The organism is Brevundimonas sp. TWP2-1, assembly GCF_049897645.1.
Taxonomy (GTDB): domain Bacteria; phylum Pseudomonadota; class Alphaproteobacteria; order Caulobacterales; family Caulobacteraceae; genus Brevundimonas.
Genome location: NZ_JAFCWR010000001.1, coordinates 1,104,825 through 1,120,881 on the forward strand (window position 1 = coordinate 1,104,825; position 16,057 = coordinate 1,120,881).

The 16,057-nt window shown below is 65.3% G+C and carries 10 protein-coding genes and 1 pseudogene; 9 read left to right on the plus strand and 2 right to left on the minus strand.

The features are described from left to right. The first annotated feature begins 28 nt into the window (after positions 1–28). Positions 29–1,483 carry an oligogalacturonate lyase family protein gene (locus tag ACP7BH_RS05535; protein ID WP_425983001.1) on the plus strand — a complete coding sequence of 485 codons (1,455 nt, stop codon included), beginning with the start codon at positions 29–31 and terminating at the stop codon, positions 1,481–1,483. 208 nt (positions 1,484–1,691) lie between these two features. Next, the gene (locus ACP7BH_RS05540; protein WP_425982999.1) at positions 1,692–4,454 is read left to right on the plus strand and encodes a TonB-dependent receptor; all 2,763 of its coding nucleotides are present in this window, start codon (positions 1,692–1,694) and stop codon (positions 4,452–4,454) included. Between the two features lie 99 nt (positions 4,455–4,553). Here the strand turns inward: ACP7BH_RS05540 and ACP7BH_RS05545 are convergent, their stop codons facing one another. Beyond that, the gene (locus tag ACP7BH_RS05545; protein ID WP_425982997.1) at positions 4,554–5,951 is read right to left on the minus strand and encodes a glycoside hydrolase family 28 protein; all 1,398 of its coding nucleotides are present in this window, start codon (positions 5,949–5,951) and stop codon (positions 4,554–4,556) included. A gap of 185 nt (positions 5,952–6,136) precedes the next feature. On the opposite strand from ACP7BH_RS05545, the gene ACP7BH_RS05550 reads away from it, so the two are divergent. The 7 genes and pseudogenes from ACP7BH_RS05550 to ACP7BH_RS05580 all read left to right on the plus strand — a co-directional run bounded on the left by ACP7BH_RS05550 (position 6,137) and on the right by ACP7BH_RS05580 (position 14,780). Further along, complete coding sequence (locus tag ACP7BH_RS05550) at positions 6,137–8,383, plus strand: glycoside hydrolase family 88 protein (RefSeq protein WP_425982995.1); 2,247 nt, start codon at positions 6,137–6,139, stop codon at positions 8,381–8,383. A gap of 555 nt (positions 8,384–8,938) precedes the next feature. After that, the gene (locus ACP7BH_RS05555) at positions 8,939–9,106 is read left to right on the plus strand and encodes a TonB-dependent receptor (protein ID WP_219354412.1); all 168 of its coding nucleotides are present in this window, start codon (positions 8,939–8,941) and stop codon (positions 9,104–9,106) included. 158 nt (positions 9,107–9,264) lie between these two features. After that, the gene (locus ACP7BH_RS05560; RefSeq protein WP_425982993.1) at positions 9,265–11,427 is read left to right on the plus strand and encodes a TonB-dependent receptor; all 2,163 of its coding nucleotides are present in this window, start codon (positions 9,265–9,267) and stop codon (positions 11,425–11,427) included. Between the two features lie 26 nt (positions 11,428–11,453). After that, positions 11,454–12,338 (plus strand): annotated as a pseudogene (locus ACP7BH_RS05565) (ABC transporter substrate-binding protein); the annotation flags it as partial. A gap of 113 nt (positions 12,339–12,451) precedes the next feature. Next, entirely contained in the window at positions 12,452–13,453 is a 1,002-nt protein-coding gene (locus ACP7BH_RS05570; protein WP_425982991.1) for a tannase/feruloyl esterase family alpha/beta hydrolase, read from the plus strand. A 135-nt stretch (positions 13,454–13,588) separates the two neighbouring features. Next, positions 13,589–14,311, plus strand: a complete 723-nt coding sequence (locus ACP7BH_RS05575; RefSeq protein ID WP_219354415.1) for a superoxide dismutase — start codon at positions 13,589–13,591, stop codon at positions 14,309–14,311. 58 nt (positions 14,312–14,369) lie between these two features. Continuing rightward, positions 14,370–14,780, plus strand: a complete 411-nt coding sequence (locus ACP7BH_RS05580) for a GNAT family N-acetyltransferase (protein WP_219354416.1) — start codon at positions 14,370–14,372, stop codon at positions 14,778–14,780. Here the strand turns inward: ACP7BH_RS05580 and ACP7BH_RS05585 are convergent. Then, positions 14,777–16,054, minus strand: a complete 1,278-nt coding sequence (locus ACP7BH_RS05585; RefSeq protein ID WP_425982989.1) for an ATP-binding protein — start codon at positions 16,052–16,054, stop codon at positions 14,777–14,779. The genes ACP7BH_RS05580 and ACP7BH_RS05585 overlap by 4 nt on opposite strands. Positions 16,055–16,057 lie beyond the last annotated feature (3 nt).

Sequence of the window (16,057 nt, forward strand, 5' to 3'; positions counted from 1 at the left end):
CAAAAAGAAACCGAGAGGAACGCCCCCAATGACGACCTCCAGACGCACCGCCCTGAAAGCCTTGTTCGCGGCCCCCGCCGTCGGCGCCTTCGCCACGACGACCGCTCAGGCCCACCAGGCCGTGCCCGCCGCCCCGCCTGCGCCGGGCCAGACCCCCGTCTGGCCCGCGCCCAACACCGCACCGCCCTCGACCCAGGAAACGCCGATCGAACGGCCGCGCTGGGACGGCCCCGTGCCCACCGAGTGGGTCGATCCCAAGACCGGCCACCTTATCCGCCGCGTCTCGCCCGACGGCGGCGGCGGAAAGCCCTATTTCTACAAGAACATGTTCCTGCCGCCCAAGGCCGGCGAGCCCGACCTGATGGTCATCTCGACGCCCCAGGGCATCTCGACCGTCGATCTGGCGAGCTGGGCCGTCAGCGTCCTGGTCCCCGATCACGACGCCGACCTGATGTTCACCGGCCGCAAGAGCCGCAACGTCTATTATTCCGTCACCGCGCCTGGCGAAGGCCAGTTGATGGACCGCGCCAAGACCCTGTTCGTCATCGACGCCGACACCAAACAACGTCGCGAAATCGGCCGGATTCCGAACGGCCAAATCAACTCGGTCAACGCCGACGAGACCCTGCTGCTGGGCTTCGTCGCCTACGACAGCCAGCCGCTTCAACCGACCGTGCCCGATCCCCGCAATCGCCGCTTCGACCAGGCCGAATACGAAGCCAATGGGCCGGACGGAAAACCGCTGAACTTCGCCCGCGCCAAGGGCGTGCGGATGCTCCAGCGCTGGGCCGCCCGCTATCCGATGGAGATCTTCGTCATCGATCTGGCGACGGGCGAGCGGCGCGTGATCCACAAGACCAACGAATGGATCGGCCACACCCAGTTCTCACCCACAGATCCGCAGCAGATCATCTTCTGCCACGAAGGCCCCTGGCACCGGGTGGACCGGATGTGGGCCATCCGCGCCGACGGCACGGGCCTGAGGAAGACCCACCAGCGGACGATGAACTTCGAGATCTTCGGCCACGAATGGTTCAGCCCGGACGGAAAGCAGGTGCTCTATGACCTGCAGACCCCGCGCGGTCAGGTCTTCTGGGTCGCCTCGGTCGATCTGGAGACGGGCCGTCGCGTCTATCGCCGCGTCGAGCAGAACGACTGGTCCGTCCACTACAACGTCTCGCCGGAAGGGACCCTGTTCGCCGGCGACGGCGGCGACGGCGACATGGTCGCCCATGCGCCCGACGGCAAATGGATCGTCCTGCTGCGTCCCGAACCGATCGTCGACGCCGATCCGTCCAGCGACAAGGACGACCAGATCTTCGTCGAATATCTGCGGTCGGAACGGCTGGTGGACCTGTCGAACCACGACTACCGGCTGGAGCCGAATCTGACCTTCACGCCGGACGCCAAATGGATCGTCTTCGTGTCGAACATGCACGGCGCCAACCACGTCTATGCCGTCGAAGTCGAGCGCCGCGCCTAGAAACATCGACAACTTGTCGAGACCCGACGCCTGAGTTGTCGAGGTTTTGTCGAGAATTTTCGACGGATTGTCCCGGCCCGGACATCAGCTTGTTGCAAAATGCGGGAAGCTGTTGCAATAAACGACACGTCGCAAATCCGACTATGCGCGACAGCATATCAAAAAATGACACCGGTGCCAGATGGCCGCCGGGATGGGGAGAGAACGAATGCGACGGACCAACACCCGGACTCTGTGCGCCGTTGGCGTATCCCTGGCGGCCCTGATGGGCGCTTCGTCGGCGCTGGCTCAGACCGCCCCGGCCGCCGAGCCCGTGACGGGAGAAGCCGTCCAGGACGACGCAACCGTCGTCGATGAAATCGTCGTCACCGGCTTCCGCTCCAGCCTGCAGCAGGCGCTGAACATCAAGCGCAGCGAAGCCGGCGCCGTGGACGCCATCTTCGCCGAAGACATGGCAGACTTCCCTGATCAGAACCTTGCCGAGGCCATTCAACGCCTGCCCGGCGTGACCATTGAACGCGTCAACGGCCAGGGCACGACCATCTCGGTTCGCGGCCTGGGCTCCGACTTCACCCGCACGCGCATCAACGGCCTGGAAGCCCAGGCCGCATCAGGCGGCAACCGCAACCGCAGCTTCGACTTCTCCATGTTCGCGTCCGAGCTGTTCAACAGCATCAAGGTGCGCAAGACCCAATCGGCCGAGATCGAGGAAGGCTCACTGGGCGCGACCGTCGATCTGCAGACCGGCCGCCCGCTGGACTTCAGCGGCAGCGGCTTCAACTCCGCCCTGTCGGCGCAGGCCTCGTACAACGACCTGTCGGAGAAGACGATCCCGCGTCTGGCGGGCCTGCTCAGCTGGTCAAACGAAGACCGCACATTCGGCGCCCTGCTCTCGGTGGCCTACTCCGAACGTTCGCCGATCCTAGGCAGCTTCAACACCACGCGCTGGCAGAAGGGCAATCCGCTGGACGTCAATCCAGTGACCGGCTCGCCTTACGGACGTGGTCAGAACTTCGGCAACTGCATTCCCTGCACGACGACGGCGCAGCGTGATGCGGTCCTGAATGCCTTCTATCCGCGTATCCCCCGCTACACCCTCGGCAATACTCAGGAAGATCGCCTGGGCATGACCGGCTCGCTGCAATGGCGGCCCAGCGATCGCACCGAGGCGGTGGTGGACGTGCTGTGGTCGCGCTTCAACTCGGAACTGGAAAGCCCCAACATCGAGGCCTGGTCGTTCAGTCGCGCCAATGTGAACAGCGTCGTGGTGCGCGACTACGAGATCGACGCAGACAAGAACATCCTGTCGTACGGCGTCTTCGACAACATGCTGGTTCGGGCCGAGAACGGCTTCACGCGTAACGAAAGCAACTTCTACCAGGCGTCGCTGAACGTGCGCCACGACTTCACGGACCGCCTGCACGGCAATCTGAAGATCGGCGCCAACCGTTCGGAAGCGCGCACGCCGATGAACGTCGCCTATGCCTTCGAGGCTGCTGGCGTGAACGGCTACAGCTTCGACTTCCGAGAGGATGACCGCAAGCCGACGATCAACTACGGCTTCGACGTCACTTCAGGTCAGCGTTTCACCCTGGTCAACGCCACGCGCAGCACCTCCGGTGGCAATTTCGACAACCAGGTCGGCGCCGGTTCGCTGGCCTACGACTGGTCCGACTCGCTGACCTTCAAGCTGGGCGGCGAATACCGAACCTATGGGTTCGAGACCTTCGGCCTGACGCGCACCAAGACCAATCCGACCGGCGCGGACCGCCTGACGGGCGTGGACAGCATCGGTCGCGTCGTCGACATCTCGGGCGGCGTGGATGCGGGCGCGGGCTCCGACCTGTCGTTCATCGTTCCCGACATCTCGAAGATCGCCGACTTCCTCAGCTTCTACGACGACCCCTTGGTCGCCAACCGCAGCGAGCGGGAAGTGGACGAGACGGACAAGGGCGTCTTCCTGCAAGCGGACTTCAACACGACCGTCGCCGGCATGGTCCTGCGCGGCAACGCCGGCATCCGCTACGCCCAGACCGAGGTCACGGCCAAGGGTTGGCAGACGATCGTTGCAGGGACGCCGCCCGTCACCACCTACGACTACGTCACGACCGAGAACGACTACGAAGACGTGCTTCCGTCCTTCAACCTGGCGCTGGAACCGCGTGAGGACCTGGTCATCCGCCTGGGCGCCGCCAAGGTGATGTCGCGTCCGACATTGGGCGACCTTACGCCAGGCGGCAGCGTGTCTCCGACCACGCGAACCGTCTCCTACGGCAACCCGCTGCTCGATCCGTTCCGCGCCACCAACTACGACTTCTCGGTCGAATGGTATTTCCAGAATGAAGGCCTGCTGGCCGGCGCCCTCTTCTACAAGGACATCGACAGCTTCATCACGTCCGAGACGGTGGGCATTCCCTACAACCAGTTGGGCCTGCCGAACGAACTGCTGCAAGGCGCGGCCTCCCCGACCGACATTTTCCAGGTCACACGTCGCCTGAACGGCGCAGGCGGGGCGCTGAAGGGGATCGAGATCCAGTACCAGCAGCCTTTCACCTTCCTGCCCGGCCTGTGGTCCAACTTCGGCTTCACCGGCAACGTCACCTGGGTCGATTCCGAGGTCAGCTACGGCACGGCCGGCAAGAACCGTCTGACGGGCCAGTCGAAGAACACCGCCAACGCGACCCTGTATTATGAGGACGGCCCCTTCCAGGCCCGCGTCTCGGTCGCGCACCGAAGCCAGTATCTGCTGTCCTTCCCCGGCTCGAACGGCAACTCGGAAGAGGGCGTCAACGACACCACCAATATCGACGCCTCCATGTCGTACGAGTTCACGCCGAACCTGACCTTCTCGCTCGAAGGCATCAACCTGACCGACTCTTATACAGATCGCTACGTCGATGTGACGGACCGAGTGTCCGACTACCGTCACACCGGCCGAGAGATCGCCGTGGGATTGCGCTGGAAGTACTGATCTTCCCTCCCTGACGCTTCTAGCGCGATAGACTAGAGGCCCGGAGCGAACCGCTCCGGGCCTTCTTTTTGTTCGGCGCTTAAGGTTTGCAGGCGGGTGTCAGGCGACCCGTGGGCGCAGGCCGGTGACACCCATCGAGTCCGTCACCTTGGGGCCCTTGCCGTCGAGGGTGTCGATTTTGCAGTCGCGGAAGCGCCAGTTCTCGGCGTTGGCGATGGCGCCTGCGTCCTGCACGTCCCAGTCCAGCCGTTCGAAGGTGAAATCCTTCAGCGGCGCCTCGGGATAGGCGGCGGCCGCGAAGCCGACCTTGCCGCCGACCGCCTTGATGTTCGACAGGCGGACATCGTGGATGCGGGGGATGCCCTGCTCGCGCGGGACTGGCGTGGCCAGGGCGCGCCAATAGTCGGGGATGTCGGTGATACCCGCCGGGATTTGGGCGTAGCTGTAGTTCGGATACCAGTTCAAATTGACCTGCATCAGCGTTCGCACGTCCTGCAGATGGATGTCGCGCAGGCGGATGTTGGAGATGACGCCGCCGCGCGTGTGGCCCGACTTGAAGAAGATGCCCAGCGGCACGGGGTATTCGATCCGCAGGCCCGAAACCTCGATGTCGTCGAAGCCGCCCGAGGTCTCGGAACCGAAGGTCATGCCGGCCAGGGCGTCGCGGACGATGCAGTCGCGGATCTTCACCTGACGGCACGGGCGAGCGACGCGTAGGCCGTCCCAGTCGCGACCGGCCTTGATGCAGATGGCGTCGTCGTTGACCGACAGGTCGCAACGCTCGACCAGCACCCGCTCCGACGAGTCGATGTCGATCCCGTCGGTCGAGGGACCACGGCCGCCCAGATTGTTGCGGATGATCAGGTCGGCGACCTTCACATCGCGCGAATAGCAGACGTGAACGGTCCAGAAGCCGGACCGCGCCAGGTTCAGGCCCGACACCTCGACCTGTTGCGAGTCATAGATATGGATCAGGCGCGGGCGGCGGCAATCGTAGTCGGCGGCCCAGCGCAGGTCGCGCGGGTCATAGTCCCGGCGCATGGCCCAATAGCTGTCCCAGAAGACCTTGCCGTCGCCATCGACCAGGCCCTCGCCGGTGATCCTGGCGTTCTGCTGTTGATAGATGTTCAGCAGGCCGGCGGGCCAGTCCATCTCCACCCCGGCGACGCGGGTGCGGACCAGGGGATAGGCGGCGACATCCTGAAGCCCCCGAATGGTCGCCCCACGCCCGATCATCAGGGTCACGCCGGACTTCACGAACAGGGAGCCGGACAGATACAGGCCGGGCTTCAGAACCACTGTCCCGCCGCCCTGCCCGGCCGCAGCATCAATGGCGGCTTGGATTCGGAGTGTGTTGATCGTCTCGCCGTCGCCGACTGCACCGAAGTCGGCCGCGTCAAATATCTTTCCGGCCGTCGCTTGGGCCAGCGCCGGCGTCGCGGCGGTCAGCGCCCCGGTAAGGCCAAGCTGCAGGAGGGTGCGGCGATTTGCTAACAATGGACATTTCCCACATTCTGTTCTTTCGTCTCACGATAACGGACGATATGCTCATGGCAAGGCCGCTGGAGATGCGCAGCCGATTGGCCGCACTTGAATTGACACCGGTTGCCATGCCGCGCCGCCCCCTTTTGGACGCAAAGAAAACAGAGCGACGCCAGGATGCGTCGTCGGAGGAAAAGCTCATGTCCCTGCCCTCTCGCGCCGGCGTAGGCCTGATCGCCGCCCTGATGTCGACTGTCGCCCTGCCCGGCTCCGTTGTGGCGCAGGCGGCCCCCGTCTTGGCGCCAGGCGTCGAGGCGGCATGGTTGACCCCCCGTCCTCGTCCCGCGCTCTACACCGAGGCGACCGGCCTGCCGTCGCGGCAGGAGACTATGGCGGCGGTGGAATATGTCGCCTCCGCGCAGATCGCGGCGATGGCGGACGAACCACTGGCCCTGTCGACCGGCAGCAACCTGACGCAGATGTCGTCGAACTGGGTGGCGGCGACCTTCTATGTCGGCGCGGCGCGCCTGGCGCGGGTTTCGGATGACCCCGAGACGCTGCGTTTCCTCAGCGCCGTAGCCGACCACTACAACTACAGTCTCCGCGGCGCGCGGTCGGGCAAGACCCTTCTGAACGCCGACGACATCGCCATCGGCGATCTTTATCAGGAACTCTATGCCCGACGCGGCCAGGAGGGCGTGCTGATGCCGCTGCGTCAGCGGCTGGACTGGCAGGTTCCATACCTGGCCCGCGCAGAGGATACGCCAGCCCTGGTGTGGTGGTGGGCCGACGCCCTCTACATGGCTCCGCCCGTCCTGGCGCGGATGTCGGTCATCACTGGCGACCCCAAATATCTGAATGCGGCGAACAAGGAATGGCGACGCACGGCGGAGCGTCTCTGGGTTCCCGAAGAGAAGTTGTTCCTGCGTGACGAGCGGTTCAAGGATGAGAACCACCGCGACGCCGACGGCGACCGCATCTATTGGTCGCGCGCCAACGGCTGGGTCATGGGCGGCCTGGCGCGCTGGCTGGAATCGATGCCGGCGGACTTCGCCGACCGGCCGTTCTACATCGACATGTTTCGCAAGATGGCGGACCGCATCGCCGGGCTTCAGCAGGAAGACGGCCTGTGGCGCGCCAGTCTGCTTGACCCCCAAACCTATCCCGAGGCCGAGACCTCGGGCTCGGTCTTCTATGTCTATGCCCTGGCCTGGGGCATCAACCACGGCCTTCTGGATCGCGACGTTTACCTGCCTCACGTGCTGAAAGGCTGGGCCGCGCTGAACCGCCACGTACTGCCCAGCGGTCTGGTCGGCGCCGCCCAGAAGACGGGTGACCAGCCGGTCGCGACGGCGCCGGGAGACGTGGGTCTTTACGCCAGCGGGACCTACATCCTGGCGGGCCTGGAGATCGCCGACCTGAACGGGCCGGCTCAAACGCTTCCTGAAGCCGAACCCGTCCGCGACACCCCTGAGGTCATCGCCGCCACGACCCCCGTTCCCCCCGCGCCCGTGACCGTCGTGGGCCCCGAGGAGACGCGTCGGCGTGAGTCCGAGATGCGCGCCACGGCCGCCCTGTCTTACGATCCCGCAGCCCTCGGCCGGCCCGCGACCATCGAGCGACTGACCCCGCCGACGCCGCAAGAGCAGATCCCGCGCGCCGTCGCACGTTTTGCTCCCGACCGGCTGGACGATCTTCTGTGGGAGAACGACCGCGTCGCCCACCGTATCTACGGCCCGGCGCTGGAGGCGCGCGAGGCGCCCTCCGGCTCTGGCATCGACGTCTGGGCCAAACGCGTCCGCTACCCCTTCATGGACCGTCAGCTGAAGTTCCCGAACTATCACACCGATCGAGGCGAGGGGCTGGACTACTACGACGTCGGGCGGGGACGCGGAGCCGGCGGCCTCGGGATCTGGTATGACAACAAGCTGTGGACCAGCCGCAATTTCTCGACTTTTGAGATCGAGGAGACCGGCGGTGACGAGGCGCGCTTCAGCGTCGCCTACCGCCCCTGGCCAGTCGATGTGGTCCGCACCGTGTCGGAGACACGCGAGTTCAGCCTGCCGCTGGGGTCCAACTTCACACGCATGACGTCTACGCTGACCTCGAACACGGACGCGCCGCTGATTGTCGGCATCGGCATCTCCAAACGACGTAACGAGAACGGCGCCGGGTTCGTCACCCGCGACGCCGAAAACGGGCGTCTGATGTTCTGGGAACCCGACAGTCCTGAACACGGCAGCCTGGGCATCGCCTTGGCGGTCGATCCCGACACGGTCGAAGGCTTCGCCGAGGACGCCGACAACTATCTGATCCTCGTGCGGGTCACGCCGGGGCGCCCCTTCACCTACTATATGGGCTCGGCCTGGTCCGGCGGCCTCGACTTTCCCGACCGACAGTCTTGGGACGCCTTCGTCGCGGGCCATCGCTTCGATTTCCAACCCTGAAGATCGAGCGCTCGGGGCTGGCAGGCCAGCGTAAACCGGTCCTCCTCCTGAGCGCAGGACCTCATTCCATCAAACCGCTATCGCAAGCGGCAATACTCACCAGCGGCGGGTGCTGTCCGCCGCTCAGTTCCGGATTTCCGCCGCCTTTTTATCGATTTACTATCGATAGTCGGAACGCTGCGAGAGTGGAAACTATTCCCACTCGATTGTTCAACGGTTCAGAAGGTGCTGATTTATCAGCGCCTTTTCCTTGGCCATAGAAGCATACCGTCAGCATTTGCGTTATCAAAGTGAGGCTTATGAAAACAAAGACGAATTTGCTCGCGATAAAATTCGAGTGATGTCGCTGTCGATCGACAGACGCAGACAAAGGTGGGTTCTGCAAGCTGCAGCCATCGAGATCTCAAAGCCGCATCTTATACCAACCTATCCATACCGACACGCTGGAATTCGCCTTAAGCCGAGACCGTCATCTCAGTCATCGGGGATCGTCATCAATGCGCCAGTTGCCCACGTTGGCATATTGCCGAACAGCTACCGGGTCCCGCCTATGCCGTGGCCGACGCCCTGGCGAGCTACCGGATCGATCGCTGGCGCGTCCAGCTGAACGCCTACAACCTCTTCGACGAGAACTATGTGGACTCCGGCTCGCCGACGGGCACGCGCACGGTTCTGCTGGGCGAACCCTTCACGATGAAGCTTTCCGTCGGATTTGCGTTATAGGCGCCGCGACGCTGGCGAAGTGAGACCCAGGTGAGACAGAAGACCAGCCCGGCCGGGAACGGCGCCGATCTGCGCCAGAGCGTCTGGCGCTGGCATTTCATGGCCAGCCCTCGTTGAGGTCGGCGCACGAGGTGCGGCTCACCCGGGGGGTCTGTTTTATGCTGCGCAAGTCACTGCTGCTTTCGAGTTCGATATGGCTGGGCGCGGCCCTGCCGGGGCAGGCGCAGGAGCCGGCCGAACCCGCCCTCCTCGACGAGGTGGTCGTCACCGCCACGCGAACCGAACGCAATCTGCTCGAGGTTCCTGCCAGCGTGACGGTGCGCAAGATGGAACAGCTCTACAGCGAGGGCTTCCTGTCCAGCCCGGACGAGCTCCGCGGCGTTCCCGGAGTCTTCTTCCGCCGCGGCGAGGGCGACAACGACGAATTCCCCTCGGTCAGCATCCGCGGCGTCACTGGCAATCACGGTAACGACACCTTCCTCGCCCTCGTTGACGGCATCCCCTTCATCAGCGGCAATGAAGAGGTCTTGCTGAGCGAAGTGCCTTTCGCCGCGGTGGACCAGATCGAGGTCGTGCGAGGCCCGGTTTCGGCGCTCTATGGCCGCGGCGGCATCTCGGGCGCGGTGAACTATATCACCCGGACGCCGCGACGCGACGCGACTACCCTGGCGGTTTCCGCCGGCTCGGACGACTACTATCGCGCCGGTCTGACGGCGGAACGGGTGTTCGACGCCGGCAGCCTGCTGGCCGACGTCAGTCACGAAGAGTCGGAAGGCTGGCGCGAGTCCAACGCGCGGCGGATCTTCAACGTCTTCGTCAAGGGCGTGGCGGATCTGACGCCGGACACCACCCTGACCGCCTATGTGAACTACGGCGACCGACGTCATGAGGTCGGCAGCGTCATTCCGACTTTCGCCGACGGCACGCCCGTCGATATCCTGGGCGGGCGGGAAGGCGCGATCCAGTATGGCGCGCCCTTCAGTGTGACCGAGACCCTGATGGGCGCGGTAAGGCTTGATCATCGGCTCAACGACGACCTCAGTCTGCAGCTTACGGCCCATGCCCGACGCGCCGACAGCAACAACCTCCTGAACTTCTATGACGCCTGGCTGTTCGATCCGGCCAACGACATCTTCGGGGTCAACGGGTTCGAGGCTACGACCCGGTCAGACACCGCCTTCCTGGAAGCGACGGCGAACTGGACGACCGGCCGTCACGACATCGTCGGCGGCGTGAACATCGAACGCGTCGATCTGGTCGGCCAGAGCATCTGGTCCGGTCAGAACGGTTTCACTTTCGCCTGCGGCTTCAACTTCTTCGCCATCAATCTCAACTATCAGACCGGCGAGGTGGTGAACGCCGGCGCGCCCTGTTTCGTGCGCCAGCTCGAGGACGACACCGACACCACCAACCATTTCTGGTCCGCCTTCCTCCAGGACGAGATTCGCCTGACCGACCGGCTGACCCTGACCCTCGGTGGACGCTACGACAGTTTCGAACGGGAGACCCTGTTCAAGCCGACCTTCGCCGGCGACGTCGCGCGCACCCTGAACGACGACGAGAGCGCCTTCTCCCCCAAGGCCTCGCTCAGCTACGATTTCAGCGGCGGGATGATCTACGCCGCCTATGGTCGCGGCTTCAGTTCCAACTTCGGCCCCACCTTCCAGTGGGACGCGAACCAGTATGAGCGCGACAGCCGGCCGACCACGCTGGACAGCTATGAGGTCGGCATCAAGGGCCGCCCCCTGGAGCGCCGACTCACCTACACCCTGACGGGCTTCTATCTGGAACAGAAGAACCGGCTGTTCATCATCGACAACGACGATCCGGCGGGGCCGCCCAACCTTGCGACGACCGGCCAACTCTATACCTCCCGGGGCATTGAGGCGACAGCGGATCTCAGGCTCGACGAGGCCACCTCCCTGCGCGGCAGCTACACCCTCACCCAACCGGAATGGCAAGAATATGAGGTCGGCGGCCTGGTCCTCACGGGCCTGACGCCTACGGGCGTGCCGGAGCACATGGGCTTCGTTGAGCTGGGGCATCGGGTGAACGACCGGGTCGAACTCAAGGCCTCCTGGGAGATGTACGGCGACTATTTCGTCACCCGCGACAATGGCGTGAAGGCCGGGGGGTACGCTCTGCTGAACGCCTCGGCGCGAATCGACCTTTCGCCGTCCCGGGGCCTCTCGCTCGACCTGGCCGCGACCAATCTCCTCGACGAGGCGTACGACTATCTGTTCGGCGGTCAGAGCGCGGCCACCCATCTGACGCCGGGGGTTCTCCGCCAACTGCGCGCCACCCTGCGGGCGCGCTTCTGATGAGCAGAGCGATCGACCGTCGCCGGATGCTGGCCGCCTCCGGCATCGGCGGCCTGGCGCTCGCCCTCGGCGCCTGCGATCCCCGGGCGGCGGAGCCAGGATCGGGACCCGCGGCCGGCGCGGGCGAACAGATCCCCCTGCGTCACGCGCGCTACCTCAAGCTGGAGCGCCACGACGGCTTCATCGTCGCCCGATTGCGCGCCCCGGTCGCCGACCAGAGCGGCGGTCAGGCGCAGGAACAGGCGTTCGTCCTCGTCCTCGCACCGAAAGACGGCCCCGCCCCTGTGCTGACGGGCGAACTGCGGCAGGCGACCGTGATCCGCACGCCGGTGCAGCGGATCGCGGCCAACGCCAGCCCCGATGAAGCTTTTCTGGCCCAGTTGGGGGTCAAGGACCGGCTGGTCGCCGTGGGCGGTCTGACCTCCTACGACGACGAGATCCGCGCTCGCGCGGTGGCGGGCGAGATCGGTCAGATCGGCTACAACTGGCACGCCCCGCCCAACCTCGACGTTCTGGTGGCAGCCGATCCCGATGTCTTCCTGATGCGGCTTTCGGACCTGTCGCACACTCCCGCGCTCGATCGCGCACAGGCGTTGGGCGTCACCGTGGCCCCGACGTTCGCCGAGGACGAGCCGACCTATATGGGCCGGGCGGAGTGGATCCGTCTGCACGGGATCCTGACCGGTCGCGAGGCCGAAGCTGAACGGCTGTTCGGCGAGATCGAGGCGCGGGTCGCGGCCCTCAAGGCCATGGTCGCCGACCGGCCCCGGACGCCGGTCCTGTGGGCCTATCCAAACGGCGGCGACCGATGGATCGCCACGGTGCGCGGCAGCGAACACGCCTATCTGCAGGATGCCGGCGGCGAGAACCTGCTCGCGCGGCAGGAAGACCCGGCCCGCTATTCCTCCGAAACGATTTCCACCGAGACCCTGCTCCCACTCGCCGACCGGGCCGACGTCTGGATCGTCGGCGACATTCACGCCGTGCCCCCGCGAAACCCCGCGATCGCCGGCAGCTTCCGCGCATGGCGCGAGGGACGGCTTTTCGGCAACACCGGGCGTATCAATCCGCGGACCAACGCCTGGGCGCGTTCAACGCAACAGCCCGAGCCGCCGCCCCCGGGGGCGGCGCCTTTGGCCCAGCCAAGGCGGCGCTGCTGGCCCGGCATGTGCGGGACGCCTGTGACGGACTCGACGGCGTCGCGAACGGCATTGTCGCCAACCGCGCCGCCTGCACGGCGGAGCGGACAAGGCTGGAGTCCCTGCGCTGCGTGGACGGCGTCGATGCCGGCGACACCTGTCTCTCGGACGCCCAACTCGCCGTCGTCAACGCCTGGACCGCCGACCACGCCTTCCAGGGATCGAACGCCACCTATTCAAGCAAGGGGTATGCCTTGTCCGGCAATGAGGACGACCCGTCCGGCTTCGGCCTTTGGGCCACCGGAAACGGCGATGTCCGCCAGAGCGGCTACTTCGTCATGCAGGACAGCACGGTGCAGTACTATCTCGCGAAAGATCCGAAGGCCGATTCGCTCGGCTACACGCCCTGGGACCGCAACCCGCAAGCCCTGGACGCGATGGCGGCGCTCAACGATGCCACGGACCCGGACATCGGCGCCTTCATCGCGCACGGCGGCAAGCTCATCGTCTGGCAGGGTGGGTCGGACGCCGCGCTCAGCGTCGACTCGACGATCGACTACATGATGCAGATGGCGCGGGCCGTGGGCCCGGAGCGTGCGGCGGCAGCGACCCGTTTCTACGTAGCGCCCGGCGTGAACCATTGCGGCGGAGGCGTCGGCCCCGACCAGACCGACCTCCTCGTCGCCCTGGATCGTTGGGTCATGGAAAACGCGGCGCCGGCCACCTTGTTGGCGGAAAAGTTCGACGCCGAGGGCGCGCCGGTCCAGTCCCTGCCGCTCTGCCAATACCCGCTGTATCCACAGTACGCCGGACCGCCGAACGATGCGGCTGCGTCCAAAAAGGCGGCTAACTTCATTTGCGTGGCGCCGCAATCAGATGGGTCATAGCGCCAGCCGAACGCGTTCCGCTTCGTCGATCCCTGTCGACCCTGATCTCATTCCATTGCCGGCCCCGACCATGAAGTCGCAGCCTGCGTCGATCTCCGCCCCCGCGCATTGCGTCCTAACACAAAGGAGTCACCCATGATCAGAACCCTCGCCCTGTCCGCCGCTCTGTCCTTCTCATCTCTCGCCGTCGGTCCCGCCCTCGCCCAGTCGTCCGTCACGCAACCGTCCTCCGGCCAGACCGCGACCGCCGCCTTCGCCCTCCCGGCCCTACCCTATGCCGCAGAAGCGCTTGAACCGGCGATCGATGCGGAGACCATGCGTGTTCACCACGGCCGGCATCACAAGACTTATGTCGACAACCTCAACGCTGCGGTAGCGGCTGACCCAGCGCTCGCCGGCGTCTCCATCGAAGACCTTCTGGGCCGCGTCTCCACCCTGCCCACGGCCATCCGCAACAACGGTGGCGGCCACTGGAACCATAGCCTGTTCTGGACTCTGCTCGCGCCCGTCGGTCAGGGCGGCGAACCTTCCGCCGAGCTGACGGCGGCCATCACCCGCGATTTCGGCTCGATGGACGCTTTCAAAACCGCCTTCAACCAAGCCGCCACGACCCGCTTCGGCTCCGGCTGGGCCTGGTTGATCGTCAAGGACGGCAAGCTGCAGATCACCTCGACAGCCAACCAGGACAATCCCTTGATGGACCTTGCCGAGGTCCGTGGCGCGCCTGTACTCGCCGTCGACGTCTGGGAACACGCCTACTATCTGAAGTACCAGAACAAGCGCGCTGACTACCTCACCGCCTGGTGGACCGTCGTGAACTGGAACACGGTCAACCGTCTCTACGCCGAAGCGCAGTAGCGCCTTTCCATCACCCCGCGCCGTCGTCTGACGGCGCGGCGCCGCTCCGGGGATCTTGATGACCGACGACTATCGCCTCACAGCTGAAACGCCCTCCCCCGCCGACTATCTGAGACTGCGCGTCGAGGCGGGTCTTTCACCGAAAACGACCGAGGGCGCGGCGGCCGGCCTGCCCAATACCGTCTATGCTGTGGTGATCAGACGGAATGGCGAGGCTGTCGGGATGGGCCGGATTATTGGTGATGGCGGCCTCTTCTTCCAGGTGGTCGATATCGCGGTCCAGCCCGCACACCAGGGCCGGGGACTGGGCAAAGCCATCGTCGCCGCCCTGGTCGATCACTTACGAGCAACCGCCCCCAAGGGGGCCTATGTCAGCCTGATGGCGGATGGAGAGGCGCATCGACTCTACGCCCAGTTTGGCTTCGCGCTTACCGCACCTCGCTCGGTTGCGATGGCGTTCGTGATCTAGGTCGCTGGAAGACGCGCCTCCACACGAAGCCCCCCATCTGCTGACCGGAGAAACTGCACCTGTCCCCCATGAGCCTTCACAGTGGCGAGGACGATGGAAAGGCCCAGACCGCTCCCTCCGGTAGGGGCATTCGACGCGCGGAAAAAGCGCCGTCCCAAACGATGCAGATCCGAGAAGGCCACGCCCGGTCCGTCGTCCTCGACGATCAAGCGTCCGGAAGTCGGGTCGTAGCTGATCAGGATTGAAGACTCTGCGTGCGCCTGTGCGTTGGCAAGGAGATTGGCGGCCGCTGCCCCGAAGCGATCCGGATCCACATTCAGCAGGGCGTCACCTTCGACGATCGACACCCGGGAATCGCCTTCCGCTCCCGCAAACAGTGATCGGAGCGTCACCCAGCGGCGATCTTCGTCGCTAACCGGCATCTCGTCCTCGCGCGCCAGGGCGAGAAGCCCCGTGACGAGGCGGGCGGTGCGATCGACAGAGGTCTGAATCTGCTCCAGCGCGCGGCTTCGAACGGCAGGATCCGAAGACGACGCCGCAATCTGCGCCTGGACACGCAGCCCTGCCAGAGGCGTGCGCAACTCGTGCGCGGCGGCGGCCGTGAACTCGGCCTCGCGACGCCGCGCTGCGCCAAGGCGTGACATCAGGTCGTTCAGCGCCAGGGCGAAGGGACGGAGTTCGCGGGCGTCCGGCGATACGTCCAACGCCGTCAGATCTTCCGCATCCCGTACCGCAAGGCTGCGGGTCATTTGTCGAATAGGGGCCAGCCCCCGCCCAACCGACCACCAGATCAGCACGCCCAGCGCCAGCAGGCCGAGGACCGCCGGACCGATCAAGGCGGTGACGACATTGCCGACCAGGTGTTCGCGAACGGCCAGATTGTCCCCGACCATGACCCGGAAACCGGCGTCACGATCATGCACCGTATAGACACGCCAGCGCTCGCCCCGGATCGTGCGCTCAGAAAATCCGTCGCCCCCTTCCGACAACCGCTCGGCAGGCGCGCTTTGGGAACGGCCGATCAGATCGCCTTCCAGCGACCAGATCTGGCAGGAGAGCTGACGGTCGTAGACATCGGCGGCCCCGGTGTCCGGAGCCTGGATCGCCGGGCGCACGCTGCCGGCCTGCATCAAGGACGAAACCATGCGGGCCGACTCCATCAGGCGCCGGTCCAGCACCCGTTGCACTTCGGCTCGGGTTTGGATTTCAACCCAGACGACCGCGCCGCCCCAGACCAGGGCGGTCACGAGCGCGAGAGTGACGAACAGACGCAAGCG